A 15110-nucleotide genomic window follows, 5' to 3' on the forward strand; every position below is an offset into this window, starting at 1 on the left:
GTTGGTGTGAGCCAGGAAGAGCTTGGCCTTGTCGTTGAAGTAGTTCGCGATGTGATCGACCATCGTGGACTTGCCCGTGCCGGCCGCGTGTTGCTCCAGTGGGCTGACCTGCGGAGAATCGGTCTCAGATCGGACTCGGTACGGTAAAGCTTGGCGGTCTAGACCGCTGTCGAGTTGCCTGTCCGGGTGGAGTTGAACGTACTATTCGGGCGATTTGTCCGAAGTGGTGTGCGGACGCGTGTGCCCCAGATGACGACGAGATCACAAGTCAGATACGGGTACTGGCGAAGCCCGCTTCACGGATGGACAGTCTTGCCCGAAGGACTACGTTTCCCTTCAGCAAACGCGGCGTAACGGGCACGGGGGCAGCGGATGATCTCCGCGGCCCCGCCGGCCGGACGCCGGCGGCAAGGCCGAACCAGTGGCCGAACGGTAGGAGGTATGGAGCGTGGCCGCACCCATTGAGGTGACCGGGTCCGACACCGAGGCGCAGCCGGAATCGGTCCTCGTCGGTGTCGACAGCAAGAAGATCCAGGGACGCTCCCTCGGTCAGATCGCCTGGATGAGGCTCAAGCGCGACAAGGTCGCGCTGACCGGCGCCGTCGTGGTCATCCTGCTGATCCTGCTGGCCATCTTCGGTCCGTACTTCGTGCAGGACCCGCTGGCCTACCACCAGAACCTGATCGACCCGACCTACAACCGTCCGAAGAGCGGCTTCTGGCACTCGGGCATCAGCAGCGACCACTGGTTCGGCGTCGAGCCGGGCACCGGCCGCGACCTGCTGGCCCGCATCGTCCACGGCGCCCGGATCTCGCTGCTGGTGTCGTTCCTCGCGACGCTGCTGTCGGTGCTCATCGGGACCGTGATGGGCATCCTGGCCGGCTACTTCGGCGGCTGGGTCGACTACCTCATCAGCCGCGCCATGGACGCCTTCCTGGCCTTCCCGCTGCTGCTGTTCGCGATCGCGCTGGTCGGCGTCATGTCCGACGGGGCCTTCGGGCTGTCGGGCAACGGGCTGCGCGTCTCGGTCCTGATCGTGGTCATCGGGTTCTTCAACTGGCCGTACATCGGCCGCATCATCCGGGGCCAGACCCTGTCGCTGCGCGAGCGCGAGTTCGTGGACGCCGCGCGCAGCATGGGCGCCCGGAACTCCTACGTGCTGTTCAAGGAAGTCCTGCCGAATCTGGTCGCGCCGATCCTGGTCTACTCGACCCTGCTGATCCCGACCAACATCCTGTTCGAGGCGGCGCTGTCGTTCCTCGGCGTCGGCGTCATCCCGCCGGCTCCGTCGTGGGGCGGGATGCTCACGCTCGCCGTGCCGATCTACTCCTCGGACCCGATGTACATGATCATCCCCGGTATGGCGATCTTCATCACCGTCCTCGCCTTCAACCTGTTCGGTGACGGGCTGCGGGACGCTCTCGACCCTCGGTCCAAGTGACTCGGGTCCATCGGACCCGTCTATTTGAAGGGGTGCGCCTGCACATGAACAAGATGAGACCAATCGCGGTCTTCGCGGCCGGGGTGGTCGCGGCCGCGGGGCTCGCCGCCTGCGGCGGCGGCGACTCGGACGGCGGCTCGGGCAGCGGCCCGGGCTACAACGCCGGCGTCAACGAGGTCGTCAACAAGTCGGACAAGAAGGGCGGCACCCTCAAGCTCGCCGAGTCCGACGACTTCGACTCGCCGGACCCGGGCAACACGTACTACGCCTACTCGCAGAACCTCTCCCGCCTGTACGGTCGCGGCCTGACGACGTTCAAGCCCGCCGCCGGCAAGGAGAGCCTGGAGGTCATCCCGGACCTCGCCACCGACCTGGGCACCTCCAGCGACGGCGGCAAGACCTGGACGTACAAGCTGCGGACCGGCGTCAAGTACGACGACGGCACCGCGGTCACCTCCAAGGACGTCAAGTACGCGGTCGAGCGCAGCAACTTCAGCGCCGAGCTGCAGTCCGGGCCGAAGTACTTCAAGCAGTACCTCGTCGACAACAAGCCCGCCTACAAGGGCCCCTACAAGGACAAGTCCGACGAGGGCCTGAAGTCGATCGAGACCCCGGACGACCAGACGATCGTCTTCCGTCTGAACGAGCCGTTCGCCGAGTTCGACTACCTGGTCGCCATGTCGCAGACCATGCCCGTGCCGAAGGCCAAGGACACCGGCCTGAAGTACGAGAACGCGATCGTCTCGTCCGGCCCGTACAAGGTCGACAACTACACGCGCGGCAAGTCCATGACGATGTCGCGCAACCCGCACTGGAACCAGAGCACGGACCCGATCCGCAAGGCCCTGCCCGACAAGATCGAGATCCAGCTCAAGCAGAACGCGGACGACATCGACCAGCGGCTGCTCGCCGGCTCGCTGGACATGGACATGGCCGGTGTCGGCGTCCAGTCGGGCACCCAGCCCAAGGTGCTGGCCGACGACCAGAAGCCGTACGTGGACAACCCCGTCCAGGGCTTCCTGCGGTTCATGTCGCTGAACGTGCACGTGAAGCCGCTCGACAACGTCCACTGCCGGATCGCCGTGCAGTACGCGACCGACAAGGTCGCCGCGCAGACCGCCTACGGAGGCCCGCTGGCCGGCGGTGACATCGCCACCACGGTGCTGCCCCCCTCGGTCGACGGCTACACCAAGTTCGACCTGTACCCGCAGAAGCAGGCCGCGGGCGGCAACGGCCTCGACGACGCCACCATGAACAAGGCCAAGGAGGAGCTGAAGGCCTGCGGCCAGCCCAACGGCTTCAGCACCAAGATCTCGGCCCGGTCCGACCGGCCGAAGGAAGTCGCCATGGCCCAGGCGATCCAGCAGAGCCTGGCCAAGGTCGGCATCAAGGTCGACCTGGTGCAGTTCCCGGCCGGTGACTACTTCAGCAAGTACGTCGGCGTGCCGAAGTACGTGCACGAGCACGGCGTCGGCATGATGATCATGGCGTGGGCGGCGGACTGGCCGACCGGCTACGGCTTCCTCGCCCAGATCGCGCACGGCGACGCCATCAAGCCGTCCGGCGGCAACAACCTCGCCGAGCTGGACGACCCCAAGGTCAACGAGGGCCTCGACGCCGCCATCGCCAACCCCGACAAGGCGGCCCGGATGAAGGCGTACGGCGAGGTCGACAAGCTGATCATGGGGACCGCCACCGAGGTGCCGCTGATCTACGCCAAGGCGCTGATGTACCGGCCGAAGCGCGTCACCAACGCCGGCATCACCTACGCCTACGGCGGCATGTACGACTACCTGAACATGGGCGTGGAGTAACACTCCGCTCGTCCGTGAGTCCATCTGAAGGCAGGTGAAGGCGAAAGCCCCCCGGCCGTGACCGGGCCTACAGGCCCGGCCACGGCCGGCGGGTGGGGCCGCGCAGTGTGTTCCCATACCTCATCCGGCGCCTCATCGGTGCCGTGCTCATGTTGATGCTGGTCAGCCTGGTGACCTTCGGCATCTTCTTCTGGCTGCCCAAGCTGGCCGGTCAGACCACCGACCAGATCGCGGCCGGTTACGTCGGCAAGGCTCCGACGGCCGAGGCGATCCAGGACACCAAGGAGCGGCTCGGCCTCGACAAGCCGGTCGTGGTGCAGTACGGCGAGTACCTGAAGGCCATCGTCGTCGGCAAGGACTACAAGGCCGGCCCGGTGACCGACCACTGCCCGGCGCCCTGCCTCGGCTACTCCTACCGCAGCAGCCAGCCGGTGCTGGAGACGCTGCTCGACCGGGCGCCCGCGACGGCGTCCCTCGCGCTCGGCGCGGCGGTCGTCTGGCTCGTCGGCGGCATCACCACCGGCGTGGTGTCGGCGCTGCGCAGGGGCTCGCTGTGGGACCGGGCCGCGATGATCATCGCGTTGAGCGGCGTGTCGCTGCCCATCTACTTCACCGGCCTGGTCTCCCTCGCGCTGTTCTCCTACACCTTCAAGATCTTCCCGGGCGGCGGCAGCTACCTGCCGCTCACCACCAACCCGGTGACCTGGTTCCAGTCGCTGGTGCTGCCATGGGTGACGCTCGCGTTCCTTTACGCGGCGATGTACGCGCGGCTCACCAGAGCAGGCATGCTGGAGACGATGAACGAGGACTACATCCGCACCGCCCGCGCCAAGGGCCTGCCGGAGAAGACCGTCGTCACCAAGCACGCCCTGCGCGCCTCGCTGACGCCGATCCTCACGATCTTCGGCCTCGACCTCGGCCTGCTGCTCGGCGGCGCCGTGCTGACCGAGAACACCTTCGGCATCCCCGGGCTGGGCCAGCTCGCGATCACCTCGATCAACGGCGGCGACCTGCCCATGGTGCTCGGCATCACGCTGCTCACGGCGACCTCCATCGTGGTGATCAACCTGATCGTCGACCTGCTGTACGCCGTCGTCGACCCGAGAGTGAGGCTGAGCTGATGACCGGCACCGCGCCCGCCGCGGGCACCGCGGACACCGGCGAGGCTCCCACCGCGTTCCTCGACGTCCGCGACCTGAAGATCCACTTCCCGACCGACGACGGCCTGGTGAAGTCGGTGGACGGCCTGTCGTTCCAGCTGGAGCGCGGCCGCACCCTCGGCATCGTCGGCGAGTCCGGCTCGGGCAAGAGCGTGACCAGCCTCGGCATCCTCGGCCTGCACAACAAGCGCAACGCCGACGTGTCCGGGGAGATCTGGCTGAACGGCAAGGAGCTCGTCGGCTCCTCGCAGACCGAGGTGCGCCGCCTCCGCGGCCGCGACATGGCGATGATCTTCCAGGATCCGCTGTCGGCGATGCACCCCTTCTACACCGTCGGCGCGCAGATCATCGAGGCGTACCGGGTCCACAACGACGTGTCCAAGCAGGTCGCGCGCAAGCACGCCATCGACATGCTCGGCCGCGTCGGCATCCCCAAGCCGGACAAGCGGGTCGACGACTACCCGCACCAGTTCTCCGGCGGCATGCGGCAGCGCGCGATGATCGCGATGGCGCTGTCCTGCGACCCGGAGCTGCTGATCGCCGACGAGCCGACGACGGCGCTGGACGTCACCGTCCAGGCGCAGATCCTGGACCTGATCCGCGACCTGCAGCAGGAGTTCAACTCCGCCGTCATCATGATCACCCACGATCTCGGGGTGGTCGCCGAGCTGGCGGACGACATCCTGGTGATGTACGCCGGCCGCGCCGTGGAGTACGCCTCCGTCGAGGACGCCTTCCACCGGCCGCTGCACCCCTACACGTGGGGGCTGCTCGGCTCGATGCCGCGGCTGGACCGGGAGCGCAGCGAGCGGCTCATGCCGATCAAGGGGTCGCCGCCGAGCCTGATCAACGTCCCGTCCGGGTGCGCGTTCCATCCGCGCTGCCCCTACAAGGACCTCAACGGCGACAAGAGCACGACCGAGCGACCCGAACTGGTCGAGGTCGAGCCCGGCCACAAGGCGGCGTGCCACCTCCCGCTGGAGAAGAAGCGCGAGATCTGGAACGACGAGATCCGGCCGAAGCTGTGACGAGCACGGGTGGGAACGAGACTGTGAGCACATCGAAGACCCCGGTCGGCGAGACCCCGGCCGGCACGACCCCGGCCGCGGCCGCCGAGCCCGCGGCGGCGCGCCCCGCGGAGGGCGAGCCGCTGCTGGAGGTGGACAACCTCGGCAAGCACTTCCCCGTCACCGCGGGGCTGCTGCGCCGGCAGGTCGCGGCGGTCAAGGCCGTCGACGGCGTGACGTTCTCGGTCCGCAAGGGCGAGACCCTCGGCCTGGTGGGGGAGTCCGGCTGCGGCAAGTCCACCACCGGCCGCATGATCATGCGGCTGCTGGACCCGAGCTTCGGGACGATCAAGTTCGAGGGGCAGGACATCACCCGGATGTCGCAGAGCCGGCTCCGGCCGCTCCGCCGCGACCTCCAGATGATCTTCCAGGACCCGTACTCGTCGCTGAACCCGCGCAAGACCGTCGGCGCGATCGTCGGGGCCCCGTTCCGGCTGCAGAACATCGAGGCCAAGCAGGGCGTCAAGAAGGCCGTCCAGGAGATCCTGGAGCTCGTCGGCCTCAACCCCGAGCACTACAACCGGTACCCGCACGAGTTCTCCGGCGGGCAGCGGCAGCGCATCGGGATCGCCCGGACCCTCGCCCTCAAGCCGAAGCTGATCGTCGCGGACGAGCCGGTGTCGGCGCTGGACGTGTCGGTGCAGGCGCAGGTCGTCAACCTGCTGGAGGACCTGCAGGACGAGCTCGACCTCACCTACGTGGTGATCGCGCACGACCTGTCGGTCGTCCGGCACATCTCCGACCGCGTCGCCGTCATGTACCTCGGCAAGATCGTCGAGGTGGCGGACCGGGCGGACCTGTACCAGCGGCCCATGCACCCCTACACCAACGCGCTGCTGTCGGCGGTGCCGATCCCGGACCCGAGCGAGCGCGCCGGCCGGGAGCGGATCCGGCTGCAGGGCGACGTGCCGAGCCCGCTCGACCCGCCGCCCGCGTGCCGGTTCCACACCCGGTGCTGGAAGGCGCAGGACATCTGCAAGCAGGTCGAGCCGCCGCTGGTCGAGCTCAGCCCCGGCCACCAGGCCGCCTGCCACTTCCCGGAGAACACCACGGTCAGCGCGACCGACGCGGTCGCCAAGGCCGCGGTGGCGCCCGGCGCGGCCACCGCCGCGGCCGACGAGACCGAGTAGCACGCCCGCGCCGCCCCGGCCGCACAGCCGGCGGCCGAACGGCACGGAAGAACCGAACGAAAAGGGCCCGGCCCCTCCACGCGGAGGGACCGGGCCCTTTTCGGTACGGAAGAACTCAGGCGAGGAAGACCCGGCCCCTCCGACTGGAGGGACCGGGTCCTTTCGGCTTCCCGGCTGCGGGTGCCGGGCGCGCTCGCCGGCTACTCGGTGGAGATGGCCTTCAGGACGTCCATGCGCCCCGCCCGCCAGGCGGGCCACAGCGCCGCCAGGACACCGATCAGCGCCGCGATCACCAGGTACACCCCCAGCGTCCCGTACGGGACGGCGAGGACCCCGAGGCCCTGGTCGGCGAGCGCGTTCTGCAGCGCCGCGCCGAACGCCACCCCGATGCCCATGCCGAGCACCGCGCCGAACACCGCGATCATGATGGACTCCAGCCGGATCATGCGGCGCAGCTGCCGCCGGGAGATCCCGATCGCGCGCAGCAGCCCGATCTCCCGGGTCCGCTCGATCACCGACAGCGCCAGGGTGTTCACCACCCCCACCGCCGCGATGATCACCGACATGATCAGCAGGATCGTCAGGAACGTCACGAACCCGTCGACCTGCTTGCGGGCGTCGTCCTTCAGCTTCGCCTGGTCGGCGACCTCCAGGTTCGGGTACGCCTTCACCGCCGCGTCCAGCGCCGACTTCGTCGCCGCGTCCGTCCGCGCCGCGTCCACCACCATGATCGACGCCGCGGGGCGCACCGTGTGCCGCAGGTACGCCTGCTCCGACACCAGCCGCGGACCGATCATGTCGCTCTTGGCGTACACGCCGGTCAGCGTCAGCTGCTCGGTCCGGCCGTCGGTGAACCGCATCGGCACCGCCGTCCCGACCTTCCAGCCCTGGTCCTCCGCGGTGCCCTCGTCCACCATGATCGACGCCGGCCCGGCCGACGCCGTGCCCGACACCATCTTCAGCCGCGCGGCCTTCGCCAGCGCCGGCAGGTCGCCCGCCAGGTAGTAGACGTCCTTGCCCTTGATCTCGCCGCGGGCGTCGTAGGTCGGCGACACTGAGACCACCCCGGGCGTCTGCTCGATCTTGCGCCGCGCCTCGGCGTTCACCCCGCCGGGGCCCTGCGACTGCACCAGGTAGTCCGCGCCGAACTGGGCGTCCACCTGCTCGTCGATCGAGGCCCGCATCGTCGCGCCGAGCACGTTCACCGTGGTGATCAGCGCCAGCCCGATCATCAGCGCCGCGGCCGTCGCCGCGGTGCGGCGCGGGTTGCGCAGCGCGTTCTGCCGCGCCAGCCGCCCGGGGGAGCCCATCAGCCGCGCGAACGGCGCCCCGAGCACCTTCAGCACCGGCACGCTGATCACCGGCGCGAGCATCGCGACGCCGATGAACACCCCGAACGCGCCCGTGCCGACCAGCGCGACCGGGTTGCCGCCGCCACCGGCCAGCCCCACCCCGATGAGGCCCGCGCCGGCCAGGGTCAGCAGCGACCCGAGCGCCACCCGGATCCGCAGCGACCGCTGCGGCAGCGCCACGTCGTCGCGCATCGCCGCCACCGGCGGGATCTTCGCGGCGCGCCGCGCCGGGAAGTACGCCGACACCACCGTCACCACGATCCCGACCGCGTACGACCAGATCACCGGGGTGACGGTGAACGTCAGGCCGCCCTGCCCGGCGTCGCCCATCTGCGTCTGCAGCAGCGACGCCAGCCCCGCACCGGCCGCCAGGCCCAGCGTGGACCCGACCACGCCGACCGCGACGGCCTCGCCGATCACCGCCCGCGTCACCTGCCCGCGCGCCGCGCCGATCGCGCGCAGCAGCGCCAGCTCACGGGTGCGCTGCGCGACCAGCATCGAGAACGTGTTGAAGATGATGAACGCCCCGACGAAGATCGAGATCAGCGCGAACACCAGCAGGAACGTCCGGAAGAACCCCATCATCTGCGCGATGTCGCTTTTGGACTCCTCGCGGAGCTCCTCGCCGGTGACGGCCTCCATGTTCTGCGGCAGCACCTTCGCGACCCGTTCCCGCAGCTCCTCCTGCGACGGGCCCGACGAGCCCATCTCGACGTCGGAGAAGTACCCGGGCTTCAGCATCAGCTTCTGCGCCGTCGGCGTGTCGAACCCGGTGACGGTCGCGCCCATCAGGTTCCCGGTGTCGATCAGCCCGACGACCGTCATCCGCGCGGGCGGGCCCGCAGTGAGCACCTGCGTGGTGTCGCCGAGGGCGAGCTCGCCCTTCTTCGCGGTCGCGGCGTCGATGACGACCTCGCCCGGCCCGCGCGGGGCGCGGCCCGACGCGAGCTCGTAGGTCCCGTCGCCGCCCGTCCAGTTCACGCCGAGCTGCGGCGGCCCGTTCTGCGCCGTCCCGACGAGCTCGCCGTCCTTGCCGACGACCGCCGCGTACCCGTTGACGTTCCCCTTCGGGTCCTTGACGCCCTCGACGCCCTGGACGGCCTTCAGGACGCTCGCCGGGACCGGCTGCGCCGCGTAGCCGTCGGTGTCGCCGCCGCCGACCTTCTTGGCCCGCACGTCCACGGCCACGTTCGTGCCGATCCGGCTGAACAGGTCGTCGAACTGCTTGTTCATGCTGTCGGTGAAGATCAGCGTGCCCGCGACGAACGCCACGCCGAGGATCACCGCGACCGCCGTCAGCACCAATCTGATCTTGTGCGCCGCGAGGTTGCGGAGCGTGACCTTGCGCATCATCGCGCCGAGACCTCCGCGCCCGCCGCCGGCGCCGCGCCGTCGAAGCCCTTCATCCGCTCCAGCACCCGCTCCGCCGTCGGCTCCGCCATCGTGTCGACGATCTGCCCGTCCGACAGGAACAGCACCTGGTCGGCGTACGCCGCCGCCGACGGGTCGTGCGTCACCATCACGATCGTCTGGCCCATCCGCCGCACCGAGTCCCGCAGGAAGCCGAGCACCTCCGCGCCCGACCGCGAGTCCAGGTTCCCCGTCGGCTCGTCCGCGAAGATGATCTCCGGGCGGGACGCCAGCGCCCGCGCGCACGCCACCCGCTGCTGCTGACCGCCCGACAGCTCCGCCGGACGGTGCTTCAGCCGCGGCCGCAGCCCGACCGTGTCGATCACCACGTTCAGCCACTCCGGGTCGGGCCTGCGGCCCGCGATGTCCATCGGCAGCGTGATGTTCTCCAGCGCCGTCAGCGTCGGCACCAGGTTGAACGCCTGGAAGATGAAACCGATCTTGTCGCGGCGCAGCCGCGTCAGCTGCCTGTCCTTCAGCGCCGTCAGCTCGGTGCCGCCGATGAAGACCTGCCCGGAGTCGACCGAGTCCAGCCCCGCCATGCAGTGCATCAGCGTGGACTTGCCCGACCCCGACGGGCCCATGATCGCGGTGAAGCGGCCGCGGGGAATGCCGACCGTGACCCCGTCGAGCGCGACGACCTGGGCGTCGCCGCGCCCGTACACCTTCGCGATCTGCTGGGTCCGTGCGGCGAAGTCGCCCGCCCCGGGCGCGGACTGCGCGCCGGCGGTCGAAGGGGCGGTGTTCGTCACTGAAGACTCCCGTAAGTGAGTGGACTGGATGGGACCGGACCGCGCACCGAGCCCCCGGGCGATCCGACACCCAGAACCCTAGAAGCCCCGCGGACCCGAATGATGCGCCCCAGGAACGGACTTGCCGGTCCACCCGAGGCAGGAGGGACCCTCCACCCGTCGTCCTTCGGGAGTAGTCCTCGCGGCGCCGACCCCGGGGTCGCCTCAGGGACCGACCCTGAAACCGGCCGGGGACCGCCGCCCCGACCTGCCACGACGCCCGCACCGGAACGGGACGGGACGGGGGCGCGGGGGAGCCCCGGGGGAGTGCAGGGGGGAGCGCCGCTCAGCTCTGCCCCGGCCTGCTCAGACCCGTCTCGTACGCGTACACGACCGCCTGCACCCGGTCCCGCAGCCCCAGCTTCGCCAGGACGTTCCCCACATGCGTCTTCACGGTCGTCTCGCTCACCACCAGCTCCGCCGCGATCTCCGCGTTCGACTGCCCCCGCGCCACATGCGACAGCACCTCCCGCTCCCGCTCGGTCAGCGTGTCCAGCCCCGGCGGCGGCGACTGGTCCCGCACCGCCGGCAGCCGCGTCGCGAACTTGTCCAGCAGCCGCCGCGTCACCGACGGCGCCACGATCGCGTCGCCCGCCGCCACGATCCGGATCGCCTGCACCAGGTCCTCCGGCGGCGAGTCCTTCAGCAGGAACCCCGACGCCCCCGCCCGCACCGCCTCGATCACGTACTCGTCCAGGTCGAACGTCGTCAGGATCAGCACCTTCGGATCATGCGACGCCGCGCCCTCCCGGATGATCCGCCGGGTCGCCTCGATCCCGTCCACGCCCGGCATCCGGATGTCCATCAGCACCACGTCCGGCAGCAGCGACCGCGTCATCTCCACCGCCGCCGCGCCGTCCCCGGCCTCGCCGACCACCGCGATGTCGGCCTCCGCCTCCAGGATCAGCCGGAACCCCGTCCGCAGCAGCGGCTGGTCGTCGACGAGCAGCACCCGCACCGCCGTCATCGCGGCACCCCCGCCGCACGCGCCGCCCCGGCCGGCCGCACCCGGCCGCCCCGCCACCCGCACGGTCGCTCCATCGTTCCCGCTCCTCGCCTCACGACGCTCCTGCCTACCCTCCCGCCCACCGGCAACCGACAAGCCGGGAGCACACGCCCCAAGCGGGACTCACGCCTCCAGGGGGAAACGGGCCCGCACACCGAACCCGCCGCCGACCCGCGGACCGATCCTCAACTCGCCACCGTACAGCGCCACACGCTCGTACATGCCGACCAAGCCGTGCCCCGGATTGTCCCCGTTGTCCGCCATGATCGTCGCCGTGCCGCGCCCATCGTCCTCGACCTCCACCGTCAGGTCGCCGTCGCCGTAGTACAGCCGCACCCACGCCCGCGCCTGCGGACCCGCGTGCTTCAACGTGTTCGTCAGCGCCTCCTGGATCAACCGGAACGCCGCCACGTCCACCCCCGGCGACGGCGGCCGCGCCTCACCCTCGATCCACAGCTGCACCGACAGGCCCGTCTCCCGCACATGGTCCAGCAGCTCCCCGAGATCCCCCAGACCCGGCTGCGGCGCCAGCTCCCGGCCCGCCTGCTCGGCGTCCCGGTCCGTGCGCAGCACCCCCACGATCCGCCGCATCTCGCTCAGCGCCGTCCGCCCGACCTCCTCGATCGTCGACATCGCCTCCCGCGCGCTCCCCGGATCCCGGTCGATGATCCGCCGCGCCGCGCCCGCCTGCACCGTCATCACGCTCACATGGTGCGCCACCACATCGTGCAGCTCCCGCGCGATCCGCGACCGCTCCTCGATCCGCGCCGCCCGCGCGTCGGTGCCCCGCGCCCGCTCCAGCCGCGCCGCCCGGTCCTCCAGCTCCGCGAAGTACGCCCGCCGCAGCCGCAGGCTCCGCCCCAGCATCCACACGCCGATCACCAGCGCGGAATCGGTGATGATCACCACCGGCTCCGCCGACACCGGCAGCACCAGCAGGTACACCAGGAAGTACACGAACCCGATCAGCCCGCCCAGCGCGCTCTGCGCCAGCCCCCGGTGCGCCGCCACGCTGTACACCGCGATCAGGAACGCCACCACGTCCGGCACGCTCGGCGGATAGTGCAGCACCGCCATCGCCAGCTCGCCGGCGATGATGAACAGCAGCACCGGCAGCGGATGCCGCCGCCGCCACGCCAGCGCCATCGTCACCGCGACGACCAGCAGCGCGTTCCACCCGTCCGGCGACCGGAACCCCGCGAACTCCTCGCCCTGCGGGAACTCCTGCAGCCACAGCTGCGGCACCCCCACCAGCAGCAGCCCGACGGCCAGCAGAGCGTCGGCCGCCATCGGACGCGCCTGCAGCCAGGCGCGAGCGGCATGAAGACCACGGATGCGGGGTGACACGACACTCACCCTAGGAGGTCCCGGCAGGTCCCGGCCCATCCTGAACGCGGATCCGCCGTCATCCCCAAGGATGAGCCCGCACCGCCCCCGCGGACGGTGCCTCCGCCCCCGGCACCGCCCGGCACTCGCACCCGGCGCCGCCCGGCACCTGCACCCCGCTCCGGGCCGGGCCGGGCCGGGCGCGGCCCCGGGCCCTACAGGTCCCCGTGCTCGCGCACCGCGCCCTCGGAGACCTCGAGATCAGCCGGCGACGGGCGCCGCACCGGCACCTCCGGCAGCGGCGGGGGAGTGCCCCCGAACTCCGGGCACCGCTCCTTGTGGTCGCACCAGTCGCACAACCGGCCCGTGCGCGGCCGCCACTCGCCGCTGTCCATCGCCCGGCGGATGGCCGCCCACAGCGCCTCCACCTTCCGCTGCGTCGCCCGCAGATCCGCCTCATCCGGCTCGTACCGCAGGATCTCGCCGTTGCCGAGGTACATCAGCTGCAGCAACCGCGGCACCCGCCCCCGCAACCGCCACAGCACCAGCGCGTAGAACTTCATCTGGAACAGCGCCCGCGCCTCGAAATCCGCCCGCGGCGCCGTCCCCGTCTTGTAGTCCACGATCCGCACGTCGCCGCTCGGCGCCACGTCCACCCGGTCGATGTACCCCCGCAGCTTCAGGCCCGACTCCAGCACCGTCTCCACGAACAGCTCCCGCTCCGCCGGCTCCAGCCGGCGCGGGTCCTCCAGCGCGAAGTACCGCTCCACCATCCGCCGCGCCTGCCCCAGCCACTCCGCGCGCTCGGCGTCCCCGGCCTCCCCGTCCGCGAACAGCCCCGCCAGCTCCGGCTCCTCCGCCAGCAGCCGCTCCCACTCCGGCCCCAGCATCCCCAGCGCCGCCTCCGGCGTCCGCCCGCCCGTCGGCAGGTCGAACAGCCGCTCCAGCACCGCGTGCACCAGCGTCCCCCGCACCGCCGCCGCACTCGGACGCTCCGGGATCCGGTCGATCACCCGGAACCGGTACAGCAGTGGACACGTCATGAAATCGCCCGCGCGGGACGGCGACAACGACCCCACCACCGCGACGCCCCCCGCGCCCCCGTCCCGCGCGGACGGAACGGACGCCTCACTACCCGCATCGGTCGTCGTCATGGCACAGCAGACTAGGCGACACCCCCGACGAAAATCCCGCACCCGCCCCGCACCCGCCCAGTACCCGCCCCGCCCCGGCCGCCCCGACCGGCGGCACCGCCCGCCCGCCGGGGGCCGTAGCATCGAAGACGTGACGAACAGCGCGCCCCCGACCCAGGGCAGGACACCCGCCGGAGGCCCCGGCCACGACAACGGCCGCACCCCCCGACCCGGCCTCTCCATGGGCCGCGTCCTCGGCGTCCCCGTCTACGTCTCACCCAGCTGGTTCCTGGTCGCCGTCCTCGTCACCGTCATGTTCGAAGGCCAGGTCCACGGCGTCGTCGAACGCCCCCTCAGCTACCTCGTCGCCTTCGCCTACGCCGTCCTGCTCTACGGCTCCGTGTTCGTCCACGAACTCAGCCACGCCGTCACCGCGAAGATCTTCGGGCTCCCCGTCCGCTCCGTCACCCTCCACGTCCTCGGCGGCGAGACCTCCATCGAACGCGAGGCCCCCACCCCCGGCCGCGAATTCCTCATCGCCTTCGCCGGCCCCCTCACCAACCTCGTCCTCGCCGGCCTCGGCCTCCTCGCCCACGCCACCCTCGCCCTCCCCGACGTCGCCCTCCTGCTCCTCGAAGCCCTCACCTTCGCCAACCTCCTCGTCGGCCTGTTCAACCTCCTGCCCGGCCTCCCCCTCGACGGCGGCCGCCTCGTCCGCGCCGCCGTCTGGAAGGCCACCGGACGCGCCCGCAGCGGCGCCATCATCGCCGGCTGGGTCGGCCGCGCCGTCGCCATCGGCTGCCTCGTCGCCGGCGCCTACCTCGCCACCTACACCACCACCGCCGCCGACGGCGGCATCGGCTGGCTCGCCCTCCTGTGGTCCGCCCTCATCGCCTCCTTCATCTGGGTCGGCGCCACCCAGGCCATCCGCGCCGAACGCGTCCGCGACCGCATCCCCCTGCTGTCGGCCCGCCGCCTCGCCCGCCGCGCCACCCTCGTCACCGCCGACACCCCCCTCGCCGAGGCCATCCGCCGCGCCCACGCCGACCACGCCGGCGCCATCGTCATCGCCGACCACGACGGGCACCCCCTCGGCCTCGTCAACGAGAAGGCCGTCACCGCCACCCCCGAGCACCGCCGCCCCTGGGTCACCGCCGGCGAACTCTCCCGCGGCGTCCACGACGACCTCACCCTCCCCGCCGACCTCGCCGGCGACGACCTCCTCGACGCCCTCCGCCGCGCCCCCGCCTCCGAATACCTCCTCGTCGAACCCGACGGCCGCCTCTACGGCGTCCTCGCCGTCAGCGACGTCGACCACGCCTTCACCGGCGTCTGACCCACCCGAACCCGCGCTCGAACCCGCGCCCGCGCCCGGCCCCCGCCGGGCGCGCCGCGGGGGGGGGCCGGGCGGGGGCCCCCCAGGTGTGTGGGGGCGGGTGGACAAAAATATAAAGCACGGGGCAGCCGGCGCCGCTGAACA

Annotated in this window: 11 protein-coding genes; 6 read left to right on the forward strand and 5 right to left on the reverse strand. The window is 71.1% G+C overall.

Going from position 1 to position 15110, the window contains the following annotated elements; genetic code table 11:
• The first annotated feature begins 448 nt into the window (after positions 1-448).
• The 5 genes from AB0K34_RS43015 (at position 449) to AB0K34_RS43035 (ending at position 6612) form a co-directional block, all read left to right on the forward strand.
• Positions 449-1441, forward strand: a complete 993-nt coding sequence (locus tag AB0K34_RS43015) for an ABC transporter permease (protein ID WP_138639958.1) — start codon at positions 449-451, stop codon at positions 1439-1441.
• Between the two features lie 53 nt (positions 1442-1494).
• Positions 1495-3255 carry an ABC transporter substrate-binding protein gene (locus AB0K34_RS43020; RefSeq protein ID WP_301177771.1) on the forward strand — a complete coding sequence of 587 codons (1761 nt, stop codon included), beginning with the start codon at positions 1495-1497 and terminating at the stop codon, positions 3253-3255.
• Between the two features lie 107 nt (positions 3256-3362).
• On the forward strand, positions 3363-4376 hold the full coding sequence (locus AB0K34_RS43025) for an ABC transporter permease (RefSeq protein WP_138639957.1): 1014 nt from the start codon (positions 3363-3365) through the stop codon (positions 4374-4376).
• Positions 4376-5443, forward strand: coding sequence for an ABC transporter ATP-binding protein (locus AB0K34_RS43030; RefSeq protein WP_301177772.1), 1068 nt, complete (start codon positions 4376-4378; stop codon positions 5441-5443). The genes AB0K34_RS43025 and AB0K34_RS43030 overlap by 1 nt, the downstream gene beginning before the upstream one ends.
• 122 nt (positions 5444-5565) lie before the next feature.
• The gene (locus AB0K34_RS43035) at positions 5566-6612 is read left to right on the forward strand and encodes a dipeptide ABC transporter ATP-binding protein (RefSeq protein ID WP_138639963.1); all 1047 of its coding nucleotides are present in this window, start codon (positions 5566-5568) and stop codon (positions 6610-6612) included.
• A 200-nt stretch (positions 6613-6812) separates the two neighbouring features.
• Here AB0K34_RS43035 and AB0K34_RS43040 read toward each other — a convergent pair whose 3' ends face one another.
• The 5 genes from AB0K34_RS43040 to AB0K34_RS43060 form a co-directional block, all read right to left on the reverse strand.
• Positions 6813-9317: an ABC transporter permease gene (locus AB0K34_RS43040; RefSeq protein WP_364554372.1), complete on the reverse strand. Its 2505-nt coding sequence runs from the start codon at positions 9315-9317 to the stop codon at positions 6813-6815.
• Positions 9314-10126 (reverse strand): ABC transporter ATP-binding protein, encoded by an 813-nt coding sequence (locus AB0K34_RS43045; RefSeq protein ID WP_364554373.1) that lies wholly within the window; start codon positions 10124-10126, stop codon positions 9314-9316. Before AB0K34_RS43045 ends, AB0K34_RS43040 begins: the two co-directional genes overlap by 4 nt.
• A 325-nt stretch (positions 10127-10451) precedes the next feature.
• Positions 10452-11132: a response regulator transcription factor gene (locus tag AB0K34_RS43050; protein ID WP_301177775.1), complete on the reverse strand. Its 681-nt coding sequence runs from the start codon at positions 11130-11132 to the stop codon at positions 10452-10454.
• A 162-nt stretch (positions 11133-11294) separates the two neighbouring features.
• Positions 11295-12461, reverse strand: coding sequence for a sensor histidine kinase (locus tag AB0K34_RS43055; RefSeq protein WP_301177776.1), 1167 nt, complete (start codon positions 12459-12461; stop codon positions 11295-11297).
• Positions 12462-12712: 251 nt separating this feature from the next.
• Entirely contained in the window at positions 12713-13651 is a 939-nt protein-coding gene (locus AB0K34_RS43060; RefSeq protein ID WP_364554374.1) for a PD-(D/E)XK nuclease family protein, read from the reverse strand.
• Positions 13652-13781: 130 nt separating this feature from the next.
• Between AB0K34_RS43060 and AB0K34_RS43065 the strand changes: the two genes are divergently transcribed.
• A complete protein-coding gene (locus tag AB0K34_RS43065) occupies positions 13782-14966 on the forward strand; it encodes a M50 family metallopeptidase (RefSeq protein ID WP_364554375.1) in 1185 nt (394 codons plus the stop codon).
• The last annotated feature ends 144 nt before the right edge of the window (positions 14967-15110 follow it).

This window comes from Actinomadura sp. NPDC049382 (genome assembly GCF_040677125.1).
GTDB classification, from domain to species: Bacteria; Actinomycetota; Actinomycetes; order Streptosporangiales; family Streptosporangiaceae; genus Spirillospora; species Spirillospora geliboluensis.